Consider the following 17,277-nt stretch of genomic DNA (forward strand, 5'->3'; position numbering starts at 1 on the left):
TCCGTCAGACCGGCAGCAACCGGGTCACCAGTTCCCCGAGACGCCGGGCGTTGCGGCACGCGTGCATGTCGACCACCTCGGCGTACGCGTGGGCCGCGGAGTCGCCCGTCGACCAGTGGGCGGGCGCCTCGGGGTTGAACCAGTGGACGCGGCGGGCCCGGGCGGCGATACGCCGGAGCGCGGGCACGTTCGGGTCGAAGCCGTTGGTGCGGGCGTCGCCCAGGACGATCACGGAGGTGCGCGGACCGACCGCGTCGAGGTGGCGCTCGGCGAACTCGCCCAGCGCGGAGCCGTAGTCGCTGCTGCCGTGCCAGCCGGACACGGCCGCCTCGGTGGCGATCCTCCGGCCCAGTCCGGCCGGGTCGGCGGCGCCCGTGGTGATGAGGTGCGTGACCTCGTCGACGCGGTTGACGAAGGCGTACACACGGATCCGGCTGAACTGGTCGCGCATGGCCTGGACCAGCAGCATCGTGAAGTTCGCGAACCCGGCGACCGAGCCGGACACGTCGCACAGGAGCACGATCTCCGGGCGGGCGGGCCGGTGCCTGCGGTAGGCGGGGCGCAGGGGCACGCCCCCGGTGGACAGGGAGCGGCGCAGCGTACGGCGTATGTCGATCTGCCCGCGGGCCGCCCTGCGCCGGCGGGCGGCGAGCCGCGTGGCGAGCTTGCGGGCCAGCGGCTGGAGGGTGCGGCGCAGCTCGGTGAGCTGCTCACGGTTGGCGATGAGGAAGTCGACCTGGTCGGCGCTCGGGGCGACGGCGCGCCGGGCGATCTCGTCGGTGCCCCGGTGCTCGGCGCCCCGTCGGCGTGCCTCGGCGCCCACCCGGCGGCGGAAGTCCTCGATACGGCGCCGGATCTCGTCCGCTTCGAGCCGCTCGGTGAAGCCGCCGGGCGCCCCGGACGCCCCCGACGGTCCGGATCCGCCTGCGCGGCCGGCCGCGAGGATGCGGGCCAGCAGTGTCTGAGGGCGGAGCCGGTCGAGGGTCTGGTGGGCCGACCAGCCGCCCATGCCCGGTGAGCCCGACGAGCCCGTCCGGCCGATCGAGCCGTACGCGCCGAGCATGTCCACGGCCTCGCCGGCGAGCTGGGTCAGGGCGGAGGCGTCGTTCGCGGCGAGGGCCTCGGCGAGGCGGTCGCGCAGCTCGGTGACGTCCGCGGCGGGCGCGGCGCGCGTGGCCGCCAGCTCGCCCGTGCCGAGCGGGAAGTACAGGTCGAAGGTGGCGTCGAACACGGCACGCTGCCGGTCGGCCCGCAGCAGCGCGGCCGCCAGGCCCTCGCGGATCCGCTCCCGGTCGGTCAGGCCCAGCACCTTCAGAACGTCCGCCGCGTCCACGGTCTCGGCCGGACCGACCCGTATCCCGTGGCCGCGCAGCGCCCGTACGAAGGCGGTGAGCCGCTCGGGCAGCACGGTGCTCGCCGGGGCGCCCTGTGTGCTCATCGTGCTCATACCAGGGTCAGCCCCTGGGTGGCCTTGGCGATGTCGTCCTGGTGCTTGAGGACGACGCCCAGGCTGTCGCGGACGACCGACTCGTCGAGGGTGTCCGCGCCGAGCGCCAGCAGGGTGCGCGCCCAGTCGATCGCCTCGGCCACCGAGGGTGCCTTGCGCAGCTCCATCGCGCGCAGGGCGCCGATCACCCGGACGAGCGAGTCGGCGAGCACGGCGTCCAGGCCGGGCACCTTCAGCCGTACGATCCGCTGCTCCAGCTCGGCGTCGGGGAAGTCGAGATGGAGGAACAGGCAGCGGCGGCGCAGGGCCTCGGACAGCTCGCGGGTCGCGTTCGAGGTGAGGACGGTGAAGGGGCGCCGGGTCGCGCTGATCGTGCCCAGCTCGGGGACGGTGACCTGGAAGTCGCTGAGCACCTCCAGGAGGAGGCCCTCCACCTCGACGTCGGCCTTGTCGGTCTCGTCGATGAGCAGGACGGTCGGCTCGTCGCCGCGGATGGCGGTGAGCAGGGGGCGGGTGAGCAGGAACTCGTCGCTGAAGATGTCGGTGCGGGTCTCGTCCCAGGTCTCGTCGCGTCCGGCGGTGATGCGCAGGAGCTGCTTGGCGTGGTTCCACTCGTAGAGGGCGCGGGACTCGTCGATGCCCTCGTAGCACTGGAGCCGGACCAGGCGGGCGCCGCCGACGCGGGCCACCGCCTTGGCCAGCTCCGTCTTGCCGACGCCCGCCGGGCCCTCCACCAGCAGGGGCTTGCCGAGCCGGTCGGCAAGGAACACCGTGGTGGCGACTGCCGTCGAGGCGAGGTACCCCGCCTCCGCCAGGCGCGCGACGACGTCGTCCACGGAGGAGAAGAACCCGGTCCCGTCGCTGCTCGTACGGTCTCCCTGCTCGTCGGCCATGTCCCCAGCTCCCCCTCACCCGGCGTGCGGCGCGTTGTTCAGCCCCACGTGCGATACGTACGCAAGTTACCAAGCGGTCGCTTCGCGCGCGCCCCGCTCGTCCGAACGTTCACGCTCACTCCACCGCCACGAGACGCCCGACGAGGTCGCGCCACCCGGCATCCAGCCGTTCCAGCGTCATCCTGCGACGCGATATCAGGTGATCGACGAGGGTGATGTCCAGGTACCCCAGCAGCGTCTGCGCCAGGAGCTCGGTGTCGCCCTTCGCCCCGGCCTGGCGCAGGAGCATGCAGATGTGGCTCAGCCGGAGGAGGGCCGCCCCGCTGGTGTGACGGCGGGAGGCGTCCGCCCGCGCCGCCAGGTACAGGTCGCGGTGGGCGTACTCGTGCCGGATCACCGCCGCGCCGAAGGCCGTCAGCCGCTCGGCGGGGGGCGCGTCCGGGCCGAGAGGCGGCGGCCCGGTCAGGAACGCGCTCTGCATCTCCCGCTCGTGATGGTCGAGGAGCGCCATCAGCAGACCGGTGCGGTCGCCGAACCGCCGGAAGACGGTGCCCTTGCCGACCTCGGCGGCGGTGGCGACGGCCTCCATGGTCAGATTGGCGGCGCCGCACTCCCCCGCCAGCCGGGCGGCGACCTCCAGCAGCCTGGTGCGGTTGCGCGCCGCGTCGGCCCGCAGTCGCGGCTGGTCAGCGGGGGTCGGCACAAGGTCCATCAGCCCGTCTAGGGGGTCGCGCTCCTGGGACACGGGAAAGAGAGGCAGCGGCTCGGTCATGAAACGAGAGTAACGCTCACCACAGACAAGTGGACCGCGGTCCGGATAAGTGGTACACCTTTCAACGGACCCCGGTCCGTTTAACCACCCCCGGTTCGCTCAGCTTCTCATCGCTTTTGCTAGGAGTCAGCTCATGTCCGTTCGCATCCTCGCGCTCGTCGGCAGCCTCCGTGCGGGTTCGCACAACCGTCAGCTCGCCGAGGCCGCCGTCAAGCACGCCCCCGAGGGCGTCGAGATCGAGCTGTTCGAGGGCCTCGCCGACGTGCCGTTCTACAACGAGGACATCGACGTCGAGGGCAGCGTCCCCGCCGCCGCGGCCCGCCTGCGCGAAGCCGCGGGCCGGACCGACGGCTTCCTGCTCTTCTCCCCCGAGTACAACGGCACGATCCCGGCCGTCCTGAAGAACGCCATCGACTGGCTGTCCCGCCCGTACGGCGCCGGTGCGCTCTCCGGCAAGCCGGCCGCCGTCGTGGGCACCGCCTTCGGCCAGTTCGGCGGCGTGTGGGCGCAGGACGAGACCCGCAAGTCCGTCGGTATCGCCGGCGCCACGGTCCTGGAGGACGCCAAGCTCTCCATCCCCGGCTCCGTGGTCCGCTTCGCCGAGACCCACCCGGCCGACGACGCCGAGGTCGTCACCGGTCTGACCCAGGTCCTGGAGCAGCTCACCACGTCCGCGGGCGCGGCTGCCGCCTGATTCCGGGCGAACGCACGGCACACCGGACGGCTCCGGTCGGAGGCACACCGCCTCCGCCCGGAGCCGTTCCGCGTACCGGCCGGCACTCAGTCGTGCGCGGGCCGGTCCGTGAGCCGGTGGTCGGCCAGACTCAGGGCCTCGTCCACCACGCGCCGCAGATGGCCGTCACGGAGGGAGTAGATCACCCGTCGCCCCTCCTTCCGGGTGCCCACCAGTCCCGCGAGCCGGAGCCGCGCCAGGTGCTGGCTCACCGCCGGACGTGCCGCGCCACACGCCTCCGTGAGCGTCGTGACGTCGGCCTCACCCCCGGACAGCGCGTGCAGCAGGGCCAGCCGCGTACGGTCGCCGAGCAGCCCCAGGAGCTCCGCGGCCAGCGCGAACTGCTCCTCGCCGGGCGCGCTCGGGTGGCCGTCCGACGCGCTGCCGGTGCGCGGCTGCGCATCATGCGCAGGTGACAGGTGCATGCGTGCGCTCATACGCACATAATGGGCCTGTGGGCGCGAGGACGTCCACTCCCGCGCACCGGAAGGGGACCGACGTGAGCGACCACGAGCACGCCCGCCACCACGAGCACGGGAACGGCACCCACCACACCCACCGGCACGGGCCCGGACACGATCACGACCACTCCCCTCACCGACCGCTGTCCCGCCTGCGCCACCTCCTCACCCCCCACTCCCACGAGACCGCCGACAAGCTCGACACCGCGCTGGAGTCCTCCGCCCGCGGCATGAGAGCGCTGTGGGTCTCGCTGACCGTGCTCGGCGCGACGGCGGTGGCACAGGCCGTCGTGGTCGTGCTGTCGGGCTCGGTCGCGCTTCTCGGCGACACCGTGCACAACGCGGCCGACGCCCTCACCGCCGTTCCGCTGGGCATCGCCTTCGTGCTGGGCCGCCGCGCGGCGACGCGCCGCTTCACGTACGGCTACGGGCGCGCCGAGGACCTGGCGGGCATCGCGATCGTGCTGACCATCACCGCCTCCGCGGCCTTCGCGGCCTGGACGGCGGTCGACCGGCTGATCGACCCGCGGCCCGTGCACCACGTCCCGGTCGTCGCGGCGGCCGCCGTCATCGGCTTCCTGGGCAACGAGTGGGTGGCCCGCTACCGCATCCGCGTCGGCCGCGCGATCGGCTCGGCGGCTCTGGTCGCGGACGGACTGCACGCGCGCACGGACGGCTACACCTCACTGGCGGTCCTGGTGGGCGCGGGCGGCGCCGCGCTCGGGTGGCAGCTCGCCGACCCGCTGGTCGGGCTGGCGATCACGGCCGCCATCCTGCTCGTGCTGCGCGACGCCGCGCGGGAGGTGTTCGGACGCGTTCTGGACGCCGTCGACCCGGCGCTGGTGGACCGCGCCGAGCGGGCACTGCGGGACGTGCCGGGCGTGCGGGAGGTGGGCGAGCTGCGGCTGCGCTGGATCGGCCACCGGCTGCGGGCCGAGGTCGCGGTCGTCGTCGACGGGGACCTGACCGTACGGCAGGCGCACCGCACGGCCGTCGAGGCCGAGCACGCCCTGCTGCACGCGGTCCCGAAACTCACCGCGGCCCTGGTCCACGCGGATCCGGCACCGGCGCCGGGAGAGGCGGACCCGCACCTCGCGCTGGCCCACCACACGGCGGCCTGAGGACCGCGGCAGTCCCCGTCAGGCGACCCCGAGCCCCTCCAGCACCACCGCGTTCGGCAGCTCCGCGAACGCCTTGCCGGGCACCAGCAGCTTCCCGCGCCGCCGTCCGCTGCCCACGAGCACGTACGGCAGGTCGACGACCGCGGAGTCCACCAACACCGGCCACTGAGCGGGCAGCCCGATCGGCGTGATGCCGCCGTACTCCATGCCGGTCTCCCCGGTCGCCATGTCCATCGAGGCGAACGAGGCCTTGCGGGCGCCGAGTTGGCGCCGGACCGTGCCGTTCACGTCGACGCGGGTCGTGGACAGCACGACACACGCGGCCAGCGTCGTGTCACCGCCACGCTTGCCGGCGACGACCACGCAGTTCGCGGACTGTTCGAGCAGCTCCTGCCCGTAGTGCCGCACGAACACCGCGGTGTCGGCCCACTCGGGATCCGTGTCGACGTACACGATCTGCTCGGCGGGGACGCTGCCGCTCCAGTTCCGTACGGCGTCGGCGACGGGGGCGGTGAGGTCGTCGAGGCCGGCGGGAGCGGGGCGGGCGTGGTCGAAGTGTCCGATGGGCGCGCGCATGGCCGCACGCTAACAGGCCGGAAGGACGGTCGAGTCGGCGTCTCAGCGGACCGGCGGCACCGACACCGTCAGCACCATCTCCGTCGGGACGTCGCCCTGATTGGCGTACGCGTGCGTGGCGTTGGCCTCGAAGGTGGCGCTGTCGCCCGCCGGGACCCGGTACTCCATGCCCTCAACGGTGAGCGTCAGTTCACCCGCCGTGACATGGACGATCTCGACCGTGCCGACCGGGTGCGGATCGGACCGGCTGCTCTCGCCCGGCATCAGCCGCCAGTCCCACATCTCCAGCGGGCCCGGCGCCTCCGTTCCGGCGAGGAGCCTGCTGTAGCTGCCCGCCTCCGTGTGCCACAGCCGTACCACCTGGTCGGCCGTGACGACGCGGACCTTGGGCCCCTGCTCGTAGTCGAGCAGCGTGGTGATGCTGACCCCCAGGGCATCACCGATCTTGACGACGGTGCCGAGGCTGGGGTTGGTGCGGGCCTGCTCGATCTGGATGAGCATGCCGCGGCTGACGCCGGCCCGGGCGGCGAGCGCGTCCAGTGTGAAGCCGCGCTCGGTGCGCCAGCGCTTGACGTTCCGCGCCAGGGACTGGGTCAGCAGGTCGAGGTCCGACACATTCCGTCCAATATTCTGAATGACAGCGTTCAATACAATGAACTACGGTGTGGTGCACCCTTCGTTCACCGCACTGTACTGCGAGGTCCCCGATGACAACGGCGCCGGCTCTGTTCGCCCTGGCCACCAGCCTCCTGTGGGGGCTGGCCGACTTCGGCGGCGGAATGCTGACGCGACGGATCCCCGCCCTCACGGTGGTGGTCGTCTCGCAGTCCATCGCCGTCGTCGTGCTCGGTGCGATCGTGGTCGCGACCGGCGGCTGGAGCGAGGCCGGACCGCAGTTGTGGTTCGCGGTGGCCGCGGGTCTCGTCGGACCGGTCGCGATGCTCGCCTTCTACAAGGCGCTCGCCCTGGGCCCCATGGGTGTCGTCTCCCCGCTGGGCTCCCTGGGGGTGGCGGTGCCCGTCGGCGTGGGGCTGGTCCTCGGCGAACGTCCCGGGCTGCTGCACCTCGCGGGGATCGTCGTCGCCGTCGCCGGTGTGGTGCTCGCCGGCGGACCCCAGCTCCGGGGCGCCCCGGTCCAGCGGCAGGCCGTCCTGCTGACCCTGCTGGCGGCGTTCGGCTTCGGCGCGGTCATGGCCCTGATCGCCGAGGCCTCGACGACGCTCACCGGCCTGTTCCTCGCGCTGTTCGTGCAGCGCGTCACGAACGTCGTCGCCGGCGGCACCGCCCTGTACGTCTCGGTGCGGCGTGGCACCCCCGCTCTCCCCGCGGAGGGCTTCCCCTGGCGCTCGCTCCCGGCGCTCGCCTTCGTGGGCCTCGCGGACGTCGGCGCCAACGGCACCTACTCGGTGGCCGCGCAGCAGGGCCCGGTCACGGTCGCCGCGGTCCTCGCCTCGCTCTACCCCGTGGTGACGGCCCTGGCGGCACGCGCCGTCCTCGGGGAACGGCTGCGCGGAGTCCAGGCCGCGGGCGCGGGCCTCGCCCTCGTCGGCACGGTCCTGCTGGCCACGGGCTGAACCAGCGGCTGAGGGTCCGCGCCCCGCCGGGCCGCTACTCGCCCTTCGGGGCCCGCTCCGCGAGCCCCGCCACCCCCTCGGCGTCCACCTGCGCGAGCGCGTTCACGGTGCCCTCGCCCAACTCCGCCAGCGCCAGCAACTGCTCGGGAGTCACCCCGTCCGGGATCGGCACCGGCGCCGGAGTCCGCAGCGGCGGCTCCCAGCCCGCCACCGGGTCCCAGCTCCGTACGACCCTGGCGGGCGCCCCGGCCACCACCGAGTGATCGGGCACGACCCCCCGTACGACCGCTCCCGCGGCCACGACCACGTTCCGCCCGATCCGCGCCCCCGGCAGGATCACCGCCCCCGTCCCGATCCAGCAGCCGGGCCCGATCGACACCGGCTCCATACGCGGCCACTGCTTGCCTATGGGCTCGTGCGGATCGTCGTACGAGTGGTTCGTGGAGGTCACGTACACGTACGGCCCGAAGTAGCAGTCGCTGCCGATGGTGACCGTGGTGTCGGCGATGACGTGGCTGCCGCGTCCGAGGACGACGCCGTCGCCGAGGCGCAGGATGGGGTCGGGGCCGAGGTCGAGGTCGGGCATCAGCCCGGCGGTCAGCGTGACCTGCTCGCCGACGATGCAGTGCGATCCGAGGTGGATCCAGGGCTCGCCGAACACCGTGCCGAGCGGGAAGGCGAGTCTGGTACCGGTTCCTATCGCACCGAAGCGCAAAGCTCCGGGGTGGTCGGCGGTCACGGAACCCGTGCGCTGCACCCAGGCCCAGCCCGCGTGGACGGCGCGCTGGGCCAGGCGGCGACGCCAGGATGAGAACGTGTTCTTGCGCTCGGGCACCCGCTCACCGTACTCAGCGGGAGCCGTGCCCATGGTCTCGTACGGCTGTGATCTTCGCCCCACGGCCCGGGGCACCGATGGCTTACGGTGCCCCTACCGACGAGCCGACGGGCCGTCGAGACAAGGAGTGAGTGAGCGATGACGCACGAGGCCCTGATCGCGGGCGTGGGCGGCAAGGACCCGAAGGTGGATCCGGAGGCGTTCGCGGCGCCGACGTCCGTGCTGCTCGGCGGTGTGACGCTGCAGCCGGGCGCGAGCGTCTGGTACGGCGCGGTCCTGCGCGCCGAGTTCGAGCCGATCGTGGTGGGGGCCGGGAGCAATGTGCAGGACAACTGCACGCTCCACGTCGACCTCGGGTTCCCGATCTCCATCGGCGAGCGCGTCTCGATCGGGCACAACGCGGTGGTGCACGGGGCGACCGTGGAGGACGACTGCCTGATCGGGATGGGGGCGACCGTGCTGAACGGGGCGGTGATCGGTGCGGGCTCACTCGTGGCCGCGCAGGCCTTGGTGCCGCAGGGAATGCGGGTGCCGCCGGGGTCGCTTGTCGCGGGGGTCCCGGCGAAGGTCAAGCGGGAGCTGACGAAGGAGGAGCGGGAGGGGATCGCGCTCAACGCGGCGGTGTACGTGGAGCTGGCTCAGACGCACCGGGAGGCACACGGGGGATGAAGAACGGCGCCGGTCCGGCGGGTTCGTCGTGGCCGGGCGGACCCCGCGGCGGAGCCGCAGCATGTGAAAGCCCCGCGCCCCTTTCGGGGTGCGGGGCTCGTCGGTTCACTCAGCCGCGGGGACCGGCTCCGGCTCGGCCGCCGAGGTCTCGGCCTGCGCCTTCTTCGCCCGGCGCTTCAGGATCAGCATCGAACCCACCCCGAAGAGCACCGCCGCCACCAGCCCCAGCCACGAGAACCGCTTGAGCCAGGCCTCGGCGACGACACCCACGTAGTAGATGACCGCGGTCGTGCCGCCGGCCCACAGGATGCCGCCGAGGACGTTGGCGGTCAGGAACTTCCAGTACGGCATCCGGAGCACGCCCGCGAGCGGGCCGGCGAAGATGCGCAGCAGGGCCACGAAGCGGCCGAAGAAGACGGCCCACATGCCCCACTTCTCGAAGGACCGCTCGGCGGTGGCGATGTGGCCCTCGCTGAAGTGCTTGGGGAACTTGGCACCGAGCCAGGCCAGCAGCGGGCGCCCGCCCTTGCGGCCGATGGCGTAGCCGATGGAGTCACCGATGATCGCGCCCGCGCTGGCGCAGGCGCCGAGGACGACGGGATCGATCTCGCCGTGCTGCGAGGCGAGCAGCGCCGAGGAGACCAGAATGATCTCGCCGGGCAGCGGGATGCCCAGGCTCTCCAGCCCGATGACCAGACCCACGAGCAGATAGATACTGACCGCGGGCACCGTCTCGAGCCATTCCTGGACGTGCAACGCCGCTCCTCCCCTGTCACCGGACCCTGCGTTCCGGCGCGCGCCCGGCCATGGGCGCACGCCGGAGCAGCCTACCTGTTGACTGTGACGGCGGAGGCGTCCCAGAGGTTGCACTGGTGCTCGTCGCGCACGGTGGCGCTCACCACATTGCCACCCGCCGTGGCCGCCCGCAGGGAGAGCACGGAATCGCGCCCGTCCGGCAGCGCGGGCTGCCCCGCGGCACGCGGCACGCCGTCGCGGACGAACGAGCCCCAGTACTGGACCATCTGCCGCGCCAGCACGCGCTGCTCGGCGTTCAGCGGGCTGTCGAGGCCGAAGTGCTTGAAGAGGTACTGCACCTCGTTGACGTGGGTCGCCCCGAAGTCGAAGTCCGTGCCGAGGTTCCGCAGCGAGGCGAAGGGCGGCGAGGTGCGGTCGGCGAACTCGTAGGCGTAGACCGGACCGCGGGTGGCGAGCACCTCGTCGAGCCGGAGCGCGGGGCAGGCGAAGCGCACATCGCCCATGGCGGCGGCGTACGCGAGGGTCGGCGAGGGGTACGACGACAGCGGGTAACGCTCCAGGGCGCGCTCACCGAAGGCCGACCGCATGACGGCCGGGTACCGCTCGGCGGTGAGCGGCGTGCCGTTGTTGTCGAACTGCGCGAAGGCGAAGAGCCGTCCCTCGTCGGAGTTGGCGCCGTTGAGGACGGGGACACGGGCGGCGGCGCCCTTCCCGAACGCCTCGGCGGGCTGGAGGGGCAGGAAGTCGCCGCCGGTCACGGGACCCCAGTCGAAGCCCGCCTGGGCGGCCAGGACCTCCTCGGCGGACTTGCCGCGCAGGCACGCCGCGCTCGCGCACCCCAGCTTCTCCATGAAGGCCGCGCCCTGGCCGACCGCGGTGTCGTGGGTGCGGGCCGCGCAGTCGCCGTACGCGCCGCTCTGGACGATGCCCGCACGGAACAGGCCCTTGCCGGTGGGTGAGGCCAGCTGGGTGCAGACCGAGCGGCCGCCCGCGGACTCGCCCGCGATGGTGACGCGCCCCGGGTCGCCGCCGAAGCGGCCGATGTTGGCGCGCACCCAGCGCAGCGCGGCCTGCTGGTCGAGCATCCCGAAGTTGCCCGAGACGCCGTCACGGGCCTCGTCGTCGAGTCCGGCCGTGGCGAGGAACCCCATGGCGCCCAGGCGGTAGTTGACGGTCACGACGACCGTGCCGGTCTGCCGGGCGAAGATGTCCGGCACGACGTCCTCGCCCGCGCCCGCGGTGAGCCCGCCGCCGTGCAGCCAGACCATGACCGGCCGGCGCTCGGAGCCCTGGGGGACGTACACGTTGAGGTCGAGGCAGTCCTCGGTGTGGCTGGGCCGCTCATAGCCCGGGTCCCAACTCGCGCCCTGCACACACCTGTTGCCGAAGTCCTCGGCGGTGCGCACTCCCTGCCACGGGCGGACGGGGCGCGGATCCTTCCAGCGGAGCTTCCCCACGGGCGGCTGTGCGTAGGGGATCCCGAGGAACTGCCGTCCCTCGGCGGTGGTCTCGCCCCGGACCCAGCCGGCGCCGGTACGCACGACCACGGGATCCTGGGCGGCCTGGGCCGGCAGCGGGGCCACGAGAGCGGCCGCGAGGGCCGTGAGCCCGGTGATCAGCCGACGTAACACTCGGTCACCTCCACAGTGGTGCCGCCCTTGGCGTTCGCCCTTTGAACGCGCCCTGCGGCACAGGTCAGTTGACATGCCGTCGGACACCACGGGTCCGGCGCGAAAACTAGGACGGGAGATGACTCGTGTCAATGAAGTGAACACGAATTGGCGTCGCTTCAACAGATGCTGAAGGGGCGGACGAGCCGAACACGGGACGCACGGGAGCAGGCGAAAGCCGCCGGGGCGGTTCGCCCCGGCAGCGTTTCGCGGCACTGTTCAGCAGACCGTTCAGCCGTTGGGCCGGAGCGTCCAGACAACCGTCATCTCGCCCGTCACGGCGCCGTCGCCGCGCCGGATGGCGATGGACACGGGGAACTCGGGGCGCTCTCCGGCGTCGAGTTCCGCGACGACCTCGGCGGCGGGGCGGCCGAGCGTCGCGGTGGCCGTGATGGGGCCCATGGCGAGCTTCTTGTAGGCGATCTCGGCGCTGACCGCGAGCGGTACGGCGCGCGAGAGCTGGTCCCCGAAGGCGGCGAGCACGACCGCGCCGCTGGCCGTCTCCCCCAGCGTGAACATCACGCCGGCGTGCGGCCCCCCGACGTGGTTGTGGTACTCGCTCTGGTCCGGCAGGGCCACCACGGCCTGCTCCGGCGTGGTCTCGAGGAACTCCAGGTTCAGCGTCCTGGCCATCGGCACCGTGGCGGCGAGCATCTCGCCGATCGACATCTGGTCTGCGCTCATACCGCGGATGTTACCCACGAGTAGCCACCCTTGGCCAGGGTATCCGGACGGTCCCCTGGTACAGGGCTGACGAGGGGACGTCACCGAAACGTGTCGCGGGCGCTCTAGGGTTGCTGCCCATGTGGCCAGGACAACAGCAGCCGCCCGGGGGCGAGCACCACCCGCAGGACCAGAACCCGTACCAGCAGCCGGGTTACCAGCAGCCCAACCCGTACCAGCAGCCCGGGTACCAGCAGCCCAACCCGTACGCGCAGGCGCAGTGGGGCGCGCAGGCTTCCGCCGGCGCCCCGCAGCCGCCGAGCGGTGGCAGTGGCGGTGACGGTGGCGGTGACGGGAACAAGACGAAGATCACCGCCATCGTGGCGGCCACGGCCGTGGTGATCGCGGCCGGGGTGACCGGTTTCCTCGTCTTCGGCGGCGACAAGGACGAGGAGGCAGCGGGCGGCAACGGCAAGGGGACGGCCTCGGCCAGTGCGAGCGCGTCCGCCGGCCCCGACGCTTCGGCGTCCGACGACCGCGCTGACGACGGCGAGGACGACTCGCGCAGCACCGAGGAGGAGAAGCCGACCGTCGCGGGCTGGAAGGTCGTCATCAACCCGAAGTACGGCACGGTGTTCGACGTCCCCGCCGGCTGGGAGGTCGGAACGCCGGGCAGGATCACCGGTTTCGAGTGGAAGCAGGACGGCAAAACCGGCCAGGTCAGCGTCAGTTCCCCCGCCTATCTCAAGCCCAAGTGGTGCACGAACGACGACGGCAGGGACGGCACCAAGGACGAGACCCCCCTGGCCATCACGGGAACGAGCGGCGACAACGGCGCCAGCAACACCAACCAGGCGGCCGAGAACCGGGTGTCCCTGTATGTCTACGGCGGCTACACCCAGCCGGACACGAAGAGCATCACGTACACGAGGGCGAAGTCGTACACCACGAAGTCCGGCCTCACCGGAAGCCTCGCCACGGCCTATTCCGCCGACTCTCCCCAGAAGGGCAAGTGCGACAGCGACGGCAAGGCCGTCACCTTCGCGTTCAAGAACGCCTCCGGCGACTTCGTGGCCTGGAGCCTGTTCGGCGCCAAGGGAGTCGACGGGGAGGTCCCGGAGGCCACGGTGCGGAAGATCCTGAGCACGGTGCGCCTCATGAAGGGCTGATCCACCGAACGGGCCCCTGCGTTCAGAGGCCGAAAACCTGTTTGGCAAGGCGGCCTCACGGCGCCATAGTCGCCCAGTGACCTCACCCCCCACCTCCCGCCTTCGCCCCGCCTGGGCGGGCCGCAACTACACCTTGCTGACCGCCGCCGCGGTCGTCACCAACCTGGGCAGCCACGGCGCCCTGATCGCCGCGGCGTTCGCGGTCCTGGAGACGGGCGGCGACGGTGGTGACGTCGGCCTGGTCGCGGCGGCGCGGACGCTGCCCCTGGTGCTGTTCCTGCTGATCGGCGGCGCGCTCGCGGACCGGGTCCCCAGGCACCACGTGATGGTGGCGGCCAACACCCTCAACTGCCTCTCGCAGGGCGCCTTCGCGGTGCTCGTCCTGTCCGGCGAGCCGCGGCTGTGGCAGATGATGCTGTTGTCCGCCCTCGGCGGCACCGGGCAGGCGTTCTTCAACCCGGCGGCCGAGGGCATGCTGCTGGCCTCGGTGACCAGCGACCAGGCGGGCCGCGCCTTCGCCCTGTTCCGCTTCGCGTCGCAGGGCGCGACGCTGAGCGGCGCGGCCCTCGGCGGCGTGATGGTGGCCGTCGTCGGGCCCGGCTGGGTGCTCGCGGTGGACGCGGCGGCGTTCGCGATCGCCGGGGCGATGCGCTCGTTCCTCGATGTGAGCCACATCCCGCCGCGCGAACCGGGAGGCGGTCTGCTCGCCGATCTCCGGGACGGCTGGCGGGAGTTCACCGGCCGCACCTGGCTGTGGGCGATCGTCGTCCAGTTCTCCCTGGTCAACGCGGTCATCTCCGCGGCCGACTCGGTCTACGGCCCCCAGGTCGCGCGGGACCATCTGGGCGGGGCGGGCCCGTGGGGCATGGCGCTCGCACTGTACGGGGCGGGCATGGCGGCCGGTGCGCTGCTGATGACCCGCTGGAAACCCCGGCGGCTGCTCCTCGTGGGCATCCTGTGCGTCTTCCCGTTCGCCCTGCCGTCCGCCGCGCTCGCGGTACCCGTCCCGGTCACCCTGCTGTGCGTGGCGATGTTCGTGAGCGGTCTGTCGATCGAGGTCTTCGGCGTCTCCTGGATGACCGCGCTGCACCAGGAGATCCCCGAGGAGAAACTGTCCCGTGTCGCCGCCTACGACTGGTTCGGCTCCGTGTCGGTCGTGCCTCTCGCCACGGCGCTCGCGGGTCCGGCGGAGAGTGCCTTCGGGCGGTCGGCCGCCCTGTGGGGCTGCTCGGCGCTGGTCGTGGTGGCGACGGCGGCGGTGCTGGGCGTGCGGGACGTACGGAGTCTGACGCTGCGCAGCAGGCCGGTGGCCCAGGGCGCCCCCGACGGCGAGGCAGGGCCGAAGCCCGGCCCGGACGGCGGATCAGCCGATACCGAAGGCCCCGTCGGGCGGCTCGGGTGACGGTACGGCGTCCTCCTCGCGCACGGGAGTGGCGGTGCCGATGAGGTCGCGCAGTGCCCTGCCGTGCTCGACCCGCGCGGGGAAGGCGTCGGCGGCCGTGCGGCGAGCGAGGGCGGCGGTGTCGAGCGGGTGGTGGGCGGCCAGGAGCACCGCGTTGCCGAAGCGGCGGCCGCGCAGCACGGCGGGCTCGGCGATCAGCGCGAGCTCCTTGAACACCGCGGCGAACGTGGCGAGCTGGGACGCGAGGAAGGCGAACGGCGCCGCGTCGGCGAGATTGGCCAGGTAGACGCCGTCGGCACGCAGCACCCGCTCGGCGGCCCGCGCGTACGCCACGGTCGTCAGATGCGCAGGGACGCGCGAGCCGCCGAAGACGTCCGCGATCACGATGTCCGCCGAGTCGGCCGGGGCGCTTTCGAGCCATTCCCGGGCGTCCGCGCCGTGCAGGGCGATGCCGTGGCCGTCGGGCAGGGGCAGGTGCTCGACGACCAGGTCCAGCAGTCCCCGGTCGGCCTCCACCACGTGCTGCCGCGAGCCGGGCCGGGTCGCGGACACGTACCTCGGCAGGGTGAGCGCTCCCCCGCCGAGGTGCAGCACGTCGAGCGCCCTCCCCGGCTCGGCGACCGTGTCCAGCGCGTGCCCCAGCCGCCGCGCGTACTCGAACTCCAGATGCGCGGGCGCGTCCAGGTCGACGTACGACTGCGGCGCCCCGTCCACCGTCAGCAGCCAGGCCCGCTCCCGGTCGACGTCCGGCATGAGCTTGGCGGTCCCCTGGTCGGTGACGCGGGTGACGGGTATGGGTTCGGTCACGGGGTCCATTGTGCCGGTACAGCGCCGCGGAGGGCCGCGCCCCGAAGAGGCGCGGGGAACTGCGCGACCAGCCACAACGGCCCCGCAGTCCCCCACGCACGCAAGCACCCTCACACAACGGCTGTCACGGTCCCCGCCCCCACAGTCCTGCCACCCTCACGGATGGCGAACCCGAGACCCGACTCCAACGGCACCTCCCGCCCCAGCTCCACCGTCATCGTGACCGTGTCACCGGGCCGAGCGACGGCCACCTCACCGAGGTCGACGTCCCCCACCACATCCGCGGTACGGATGTAGAACTGCGGCCGATACCCCGTGGCAACGGGCGTCGTCCGACCGCCCTCCCGCGCCGACAGCACGTACACCCGCGCGGTGAAGCTCCGCCGCGGTACGACACTGCCGGGCGCCGCCACGACGTGCCCGCGCCGGACGGAGTCCCTCGGCACACCGCGCAGCAGCAGCGCCACGTTGTCCCCGGCCTGTGCCTCCTCCATGGGCTTGCCGAAGGTCTCCAGACCGGTGACGACGGTCTCCAGTCCGGCGCCGAGCACGTCGACCCGGTCGCCGACGCGGATCGTGCCCCGCTCGACGGCACCGGTCACGACCGTGCCGCGACCCGTGATCGTGAGCACGTTCTCGACCGGCAACAGGAACGGCGCGTCCAGGTACCGCTCGGGCATGGGCACGTACGTGTCCACCGCGTCGAGCAGCGCCTCGATCGACGCCGTCCACCGCGGGTCGCCCTCCAGTGCCTTGAGGCCGGAGACCCGTACGACGGGCACGGAGTCGCCCCCGTAGCCGTGCGCGGTGAGCAGTTCGCGGACCTCCAGCTCCACGAGGTCGCTGAGCTCCTCGTCTCCCGCGTCGGCCTTGTTCAGCGCCACCACGATGTGGTTGACGCCCACCTGCCGGGCGAGCAGCACGTGTTCGGCGGTCTGCGGCATGATCCCGTCGAGCGCGGAGACGACGAGGATCGCCCCGTCGAGCTGTGCGGCACCGGTGACCATGTTCTTGACGTAGTCGGCGTGGCCGGGCATGTCGACGTGCGCGTAGTGGCGGGTGTCGGTCTCGTACTCGACGTGCGCGATGTTGATGGTGATGCCGCGCGCCGCCTCCTCCGGGGCGCGGTCGATGCGGTCGAACGGCACGAACGTGCCGGAGCCGCGCTCGGCGAGGACCTTGGTGATGGCGGCGGTCAGGGTGGTCTTGCCGTGGTCGACGTGACCCATGGTGCCGATGTTCAGATGCGGTTTCGTGCGGACGTAAGCCGTCTTGGGCATGGCGGTACCTCGAAGCCTCTCAGTGATGGTGCTGAGTGATGGCCCCGGCGCGGGAACGCGGCCGGGACGGGGACCCCAAGGACTTGCCGACCCTCCCCCTGCGGGGTCCGCCGGACGATCCGGGAAGGGTCAGCTTCGGGCGCCGTCTGCGGCGGCCGCGACAATCAGAAGGGCAGCCCTCGGCGCATCCGCGACTGCCGCGGATGCTGCGAGAACGAAGGCCTGCCAGAACATGCCGTCGATCATCGCCGACCCGGCCGTACCCGTCGAATGGTTTTCGGGACGAAGGGTGCCGGACGGGAGATGTGGAGCCGGCGGGACGAGAGATGCTTCACATGAACGTCCGGGTGCCGGTTACGTGGGGTGGCACCCGCGCGCCGGAGGTCGCGGCGGCGCGCGCCACGGGCCGCGGTGTCCTCTTGCCGGGCGGAGGGGGAGAGTTCGGCGCA

General features: G+C 72.5%; 18 protein-coding genes. 6 read left to right on the plus strand and 12 right to left on the minus strand.

Translation table 11 applies throughout. From position 1 onward, the window contains the following. Positions 1–4: 4 nt before the first annotated feature. The 3 genes from AB0959_RS05970 to AB0959_RS05980 all read right to left on the minus strand — a co-directional run bounded on the left by AB0959_RS05970 (position 5) and on the right by AB0959_RS05980 (position 3,112). Positions 5–1,438, minus strand: a complete 1,434-nt coding sequence (locus AB0959_RS05970) for a VWA domain-containing protein (protein WP_366825228.1) — start codon at positions 1,436–1,438, stop codon at positions 5–7. Between the two features lie 5 nt (positions 1,439–1,443). Then, positions 1,444–2,340 (minus strand): MoxR family ATPase, encoded by an 897-nt coding sequence (locus tag AB0959_RS05975; protein ID WP_366825058.1) that lies wholly within the window; start codon positions 2,338–2,340, stop codon positions 1,444–1,446. A 115-nt stretch (positions 2,341–2,455) separates the two neighbouring features. Then, the gene (locus AB0959_RS05980) at positions 2,456–3,112 is read right to left on the minus strand and encodes a helix-turn-helix domain-containing protein (RefSeq protein WP_366825059.1); all 657 of its coding nucleotides are present in this window, start codon (positions 3,110–3,112) and stop codon (positions 2,456–2,458) included. Positions 3,113–3,245: 133 nt separating this feature from the next. On the opposite strand from AB0959_RS05980, the gene AB0959_RS05985 reads away from it, so the two are divergent. After that, positions 3,246–3,806, plus strand: coding sequence for an NAD(P)H-dependent oxidoreductase (locus AB0959_RS05985; protein ID WP_366825060.1), 561 nt, complete (start codon positions 3,246–3,248; stop codon positions 3,804–3,806). 86 nt (positions 3,807–3,892) lie between these two features. On the opposite strand, the gene AB0959_RS05990 is transcribed toward AB0959_RS05985, so the two are convergent. After that, positions 3,893–4,282: a metalloregulator ArsR/SmtB family transcription factor gene (locus AB0959_RS05990; protein WP_366825062.1), complete on the minus strand. Its 390-nt coding sequence runs from the start codon at positions 4,280–4,282 to the stop codon at positions 3,893–3,895. Between the two features lie 62 nt (positions 4,283–4,344). On the opposite strand from AB0959_RS05990, the gene AB0959_RS05995 reads away from it, so the two are divergent. After that, positions 4,345–5,427 carry a cation diffusion facilitator family transporter gene (locus tag AB0959_RS05995; RefSeq protein ID WP_366825063.1) on the plus strand — a complete coding sequence of 361 codons (1,083 nt, stop codon included), beginning with the start codon at positions 4,345–4,347 and terminating at the stop codon, positions 5,425–5,427. Between the two features lie 18 nt (positions 5,428–5,445). On the opposite strand, the gene AB0959_RS06000 is transcribed toward AB0959_RS05995, so the two are convergent. Together AB0959_RS06000 and AB0959_RS06005 are read right to left on the minus strand one after the other, a co-directional pair. Continuing rightward, positions 5,446–6,003 (minus strand): YbaK/EbsC family protein, encoded by a 558-nt coding sequence (locus AB0959_RS06000; RefSeq protein WP_366825064.1) that lies wholly within the window; start codon positions 6,001–6,003, stop codon positions 5,446–5,448. Positions 6,004–6,045: 42 nt separating this feature from the next. Further along, complete coding sequence (locus AB0959_RS06005) at positions 6,046–6,618, minus strand: XRE family transcriptional regulator (protein ID WP_366825065.1); 573 nt, start codon at positions 6,616–6,618, stop codon at positions 6,046–6,048. 92 nt (positions 6,619–6,710) lie between these two features. On the opposite strand from AB0959_RS06005, the gene AB0959_RS06010 reads away from it, so the two are divergent. Next, positions 6,711–7,577: a DMT family transporter gene (locus AB0959_RS06010; protein WP_366825066.1), complete on the plus strand. Its 867-nt coding sequence runs from the start codon at positions 6,711–6,713 to the stop codon at positions 7,575–7,577. Between the two features lie 34 nt (positions 7,578–7,611). Here the strand turns inward: AB0959_RS06010 and AB0959_RS06015 are convergent, their stop codons facing one another. Further along, entirely contained in the window at positions 7,612–8,445 is an 834-nt protein-coding gene (locus tag AB0959_RS06015) for an acyltransferase (RefSeq protein ID WP_366825229.1), read from the minus strand. A 105-nt stretch (positions 8,446–8,550) separates the two neighbouring features. Between AB0959_RS06015 and AB0959_RS06020 the strand changes: the two genes are divergently transcribed. After that, positions 8,551–9,081, plus strand: coding sequence for a gamma carbonic anhydrase family protein (locus tag AB0959_RS06020; protein WP_366825068.1), 531 nt, complete (start codon positions 8,551–8,553; stop codon positions 9,079–9,081). A 105-nt stretch (positions 9,082–9,186) separates the two neighbouring features. On the opposite strand, the gene AB0959_RS06025 is transcribed toward AB0959_RS06020, so the two are convergent. The 3 genes from AB0959_RS06025 to AB0959_RS06035 all read right to left on the minus strand — a co-directional run bounded on the left by AB0959_RS06025 (position 9,187) and on the right by AB0959_RS06035 (position 12,176). Then, on the minus strand, positions 9,187–9,837 hold the full coding sequence (locus AB0959_RS06025) for a DedA family protein (protein WP_366825069.1): 651 nt from the start codon (positions 9,835–9,837) through the stop codon (positions 9,187–9,189). Between the two features lie 71 nt (positions 9,838–9,908). Next, on the minus strand, positions 9,909–11,468 hold the full coding sequence (locus tag AB0959_RS06030) for a carboxylesterase family protein (RefSeq protein ID WP_366825070.1): 1,560 nt from the start codon (positions 11,466–11,468) through the stop codon (positions 9,909–9,911). Between the two features lie 270 nt (positions 11,469–11,738). Further along, positions 11,739–12,176 carry a DUF4442 domain-containing protein gene (locus tag AB0959_RS06035; protein WP_366825230.1) on the minus strand — a complete coding sequence of 146 codons (438 nt, stop codon included), beginning with the start codon at positions 12,174–12,176 and terminating at the stop codon, positions 11,739–11,741. Positions 12,177–12,310: 134 nt separating this feature from the next. On the opposite strand from AB0959_RS06035, the gene AB0959_RS06040 reads away from it, so the two are divergent. After that, positions 12,311–13,339, plus strand: a complete 1,029-nt coding sequence (locus tag AB0959_RS06040) for a hypothetical protein (protein WP_366825071.1) — start codon at positions 12,311–12,313, stop codon at positions 13,337–13,339. Between the two features lie 76 nt (positions 13,340–13,415). Continuing rightward, positions 13,416–14,741 (plus strand): MFS transporter, encoded by a 1,326-nt coding sequence (locus AB0959_RS06045; protein ID WP_366825072.1) that lies wholly within the window; start codon positions 13,416–13,418, stop codon positions 14,739–14,741. Here the strand turns inward: AB0959_RS06045 and AB0959_RS06050 are convergent. Beyond that, positions 14,703–15,548: a fused MFS/spermidine synthase gene (locus tag AB0959_RS06050; protein ID WP_366825073.1), complete on the minus strand. Its 846-nt coding sequence runs from the start codon at positions 15,546–15,548 to the stop codon at positions 14,703–14,705. The genes AB0959_RS06045 and AB0959_RS06050 overlap by 39 nt on opposite strands. A 110-nt stretch (positions 15,549–15,658) precedes the next feature. Continuing rightward, positions 15,659–16,828 (minus strand): elongation factor Tu, encoded by a 1,170-nt coding sequence (tuf, locus tag AB0959_RS06055; RefSeq protein WP_366825074.1) that lies wholly within the window; start codon positions 16,826–16,828, stop codon positions 15,659–15,661. Positions 16,829–17,277 lie beyond the last annotated feature (449 nt).

Origin of the sequence: Streptomyces sp. NPDC046862, assembly GCF_040704615.1 — a bacterium.
Taxonomy (GTDB): Bacteria; Actinomycetota; Actinomycetes; order Streptomycetales; family Streptomycetaceae; genus Streptomyces.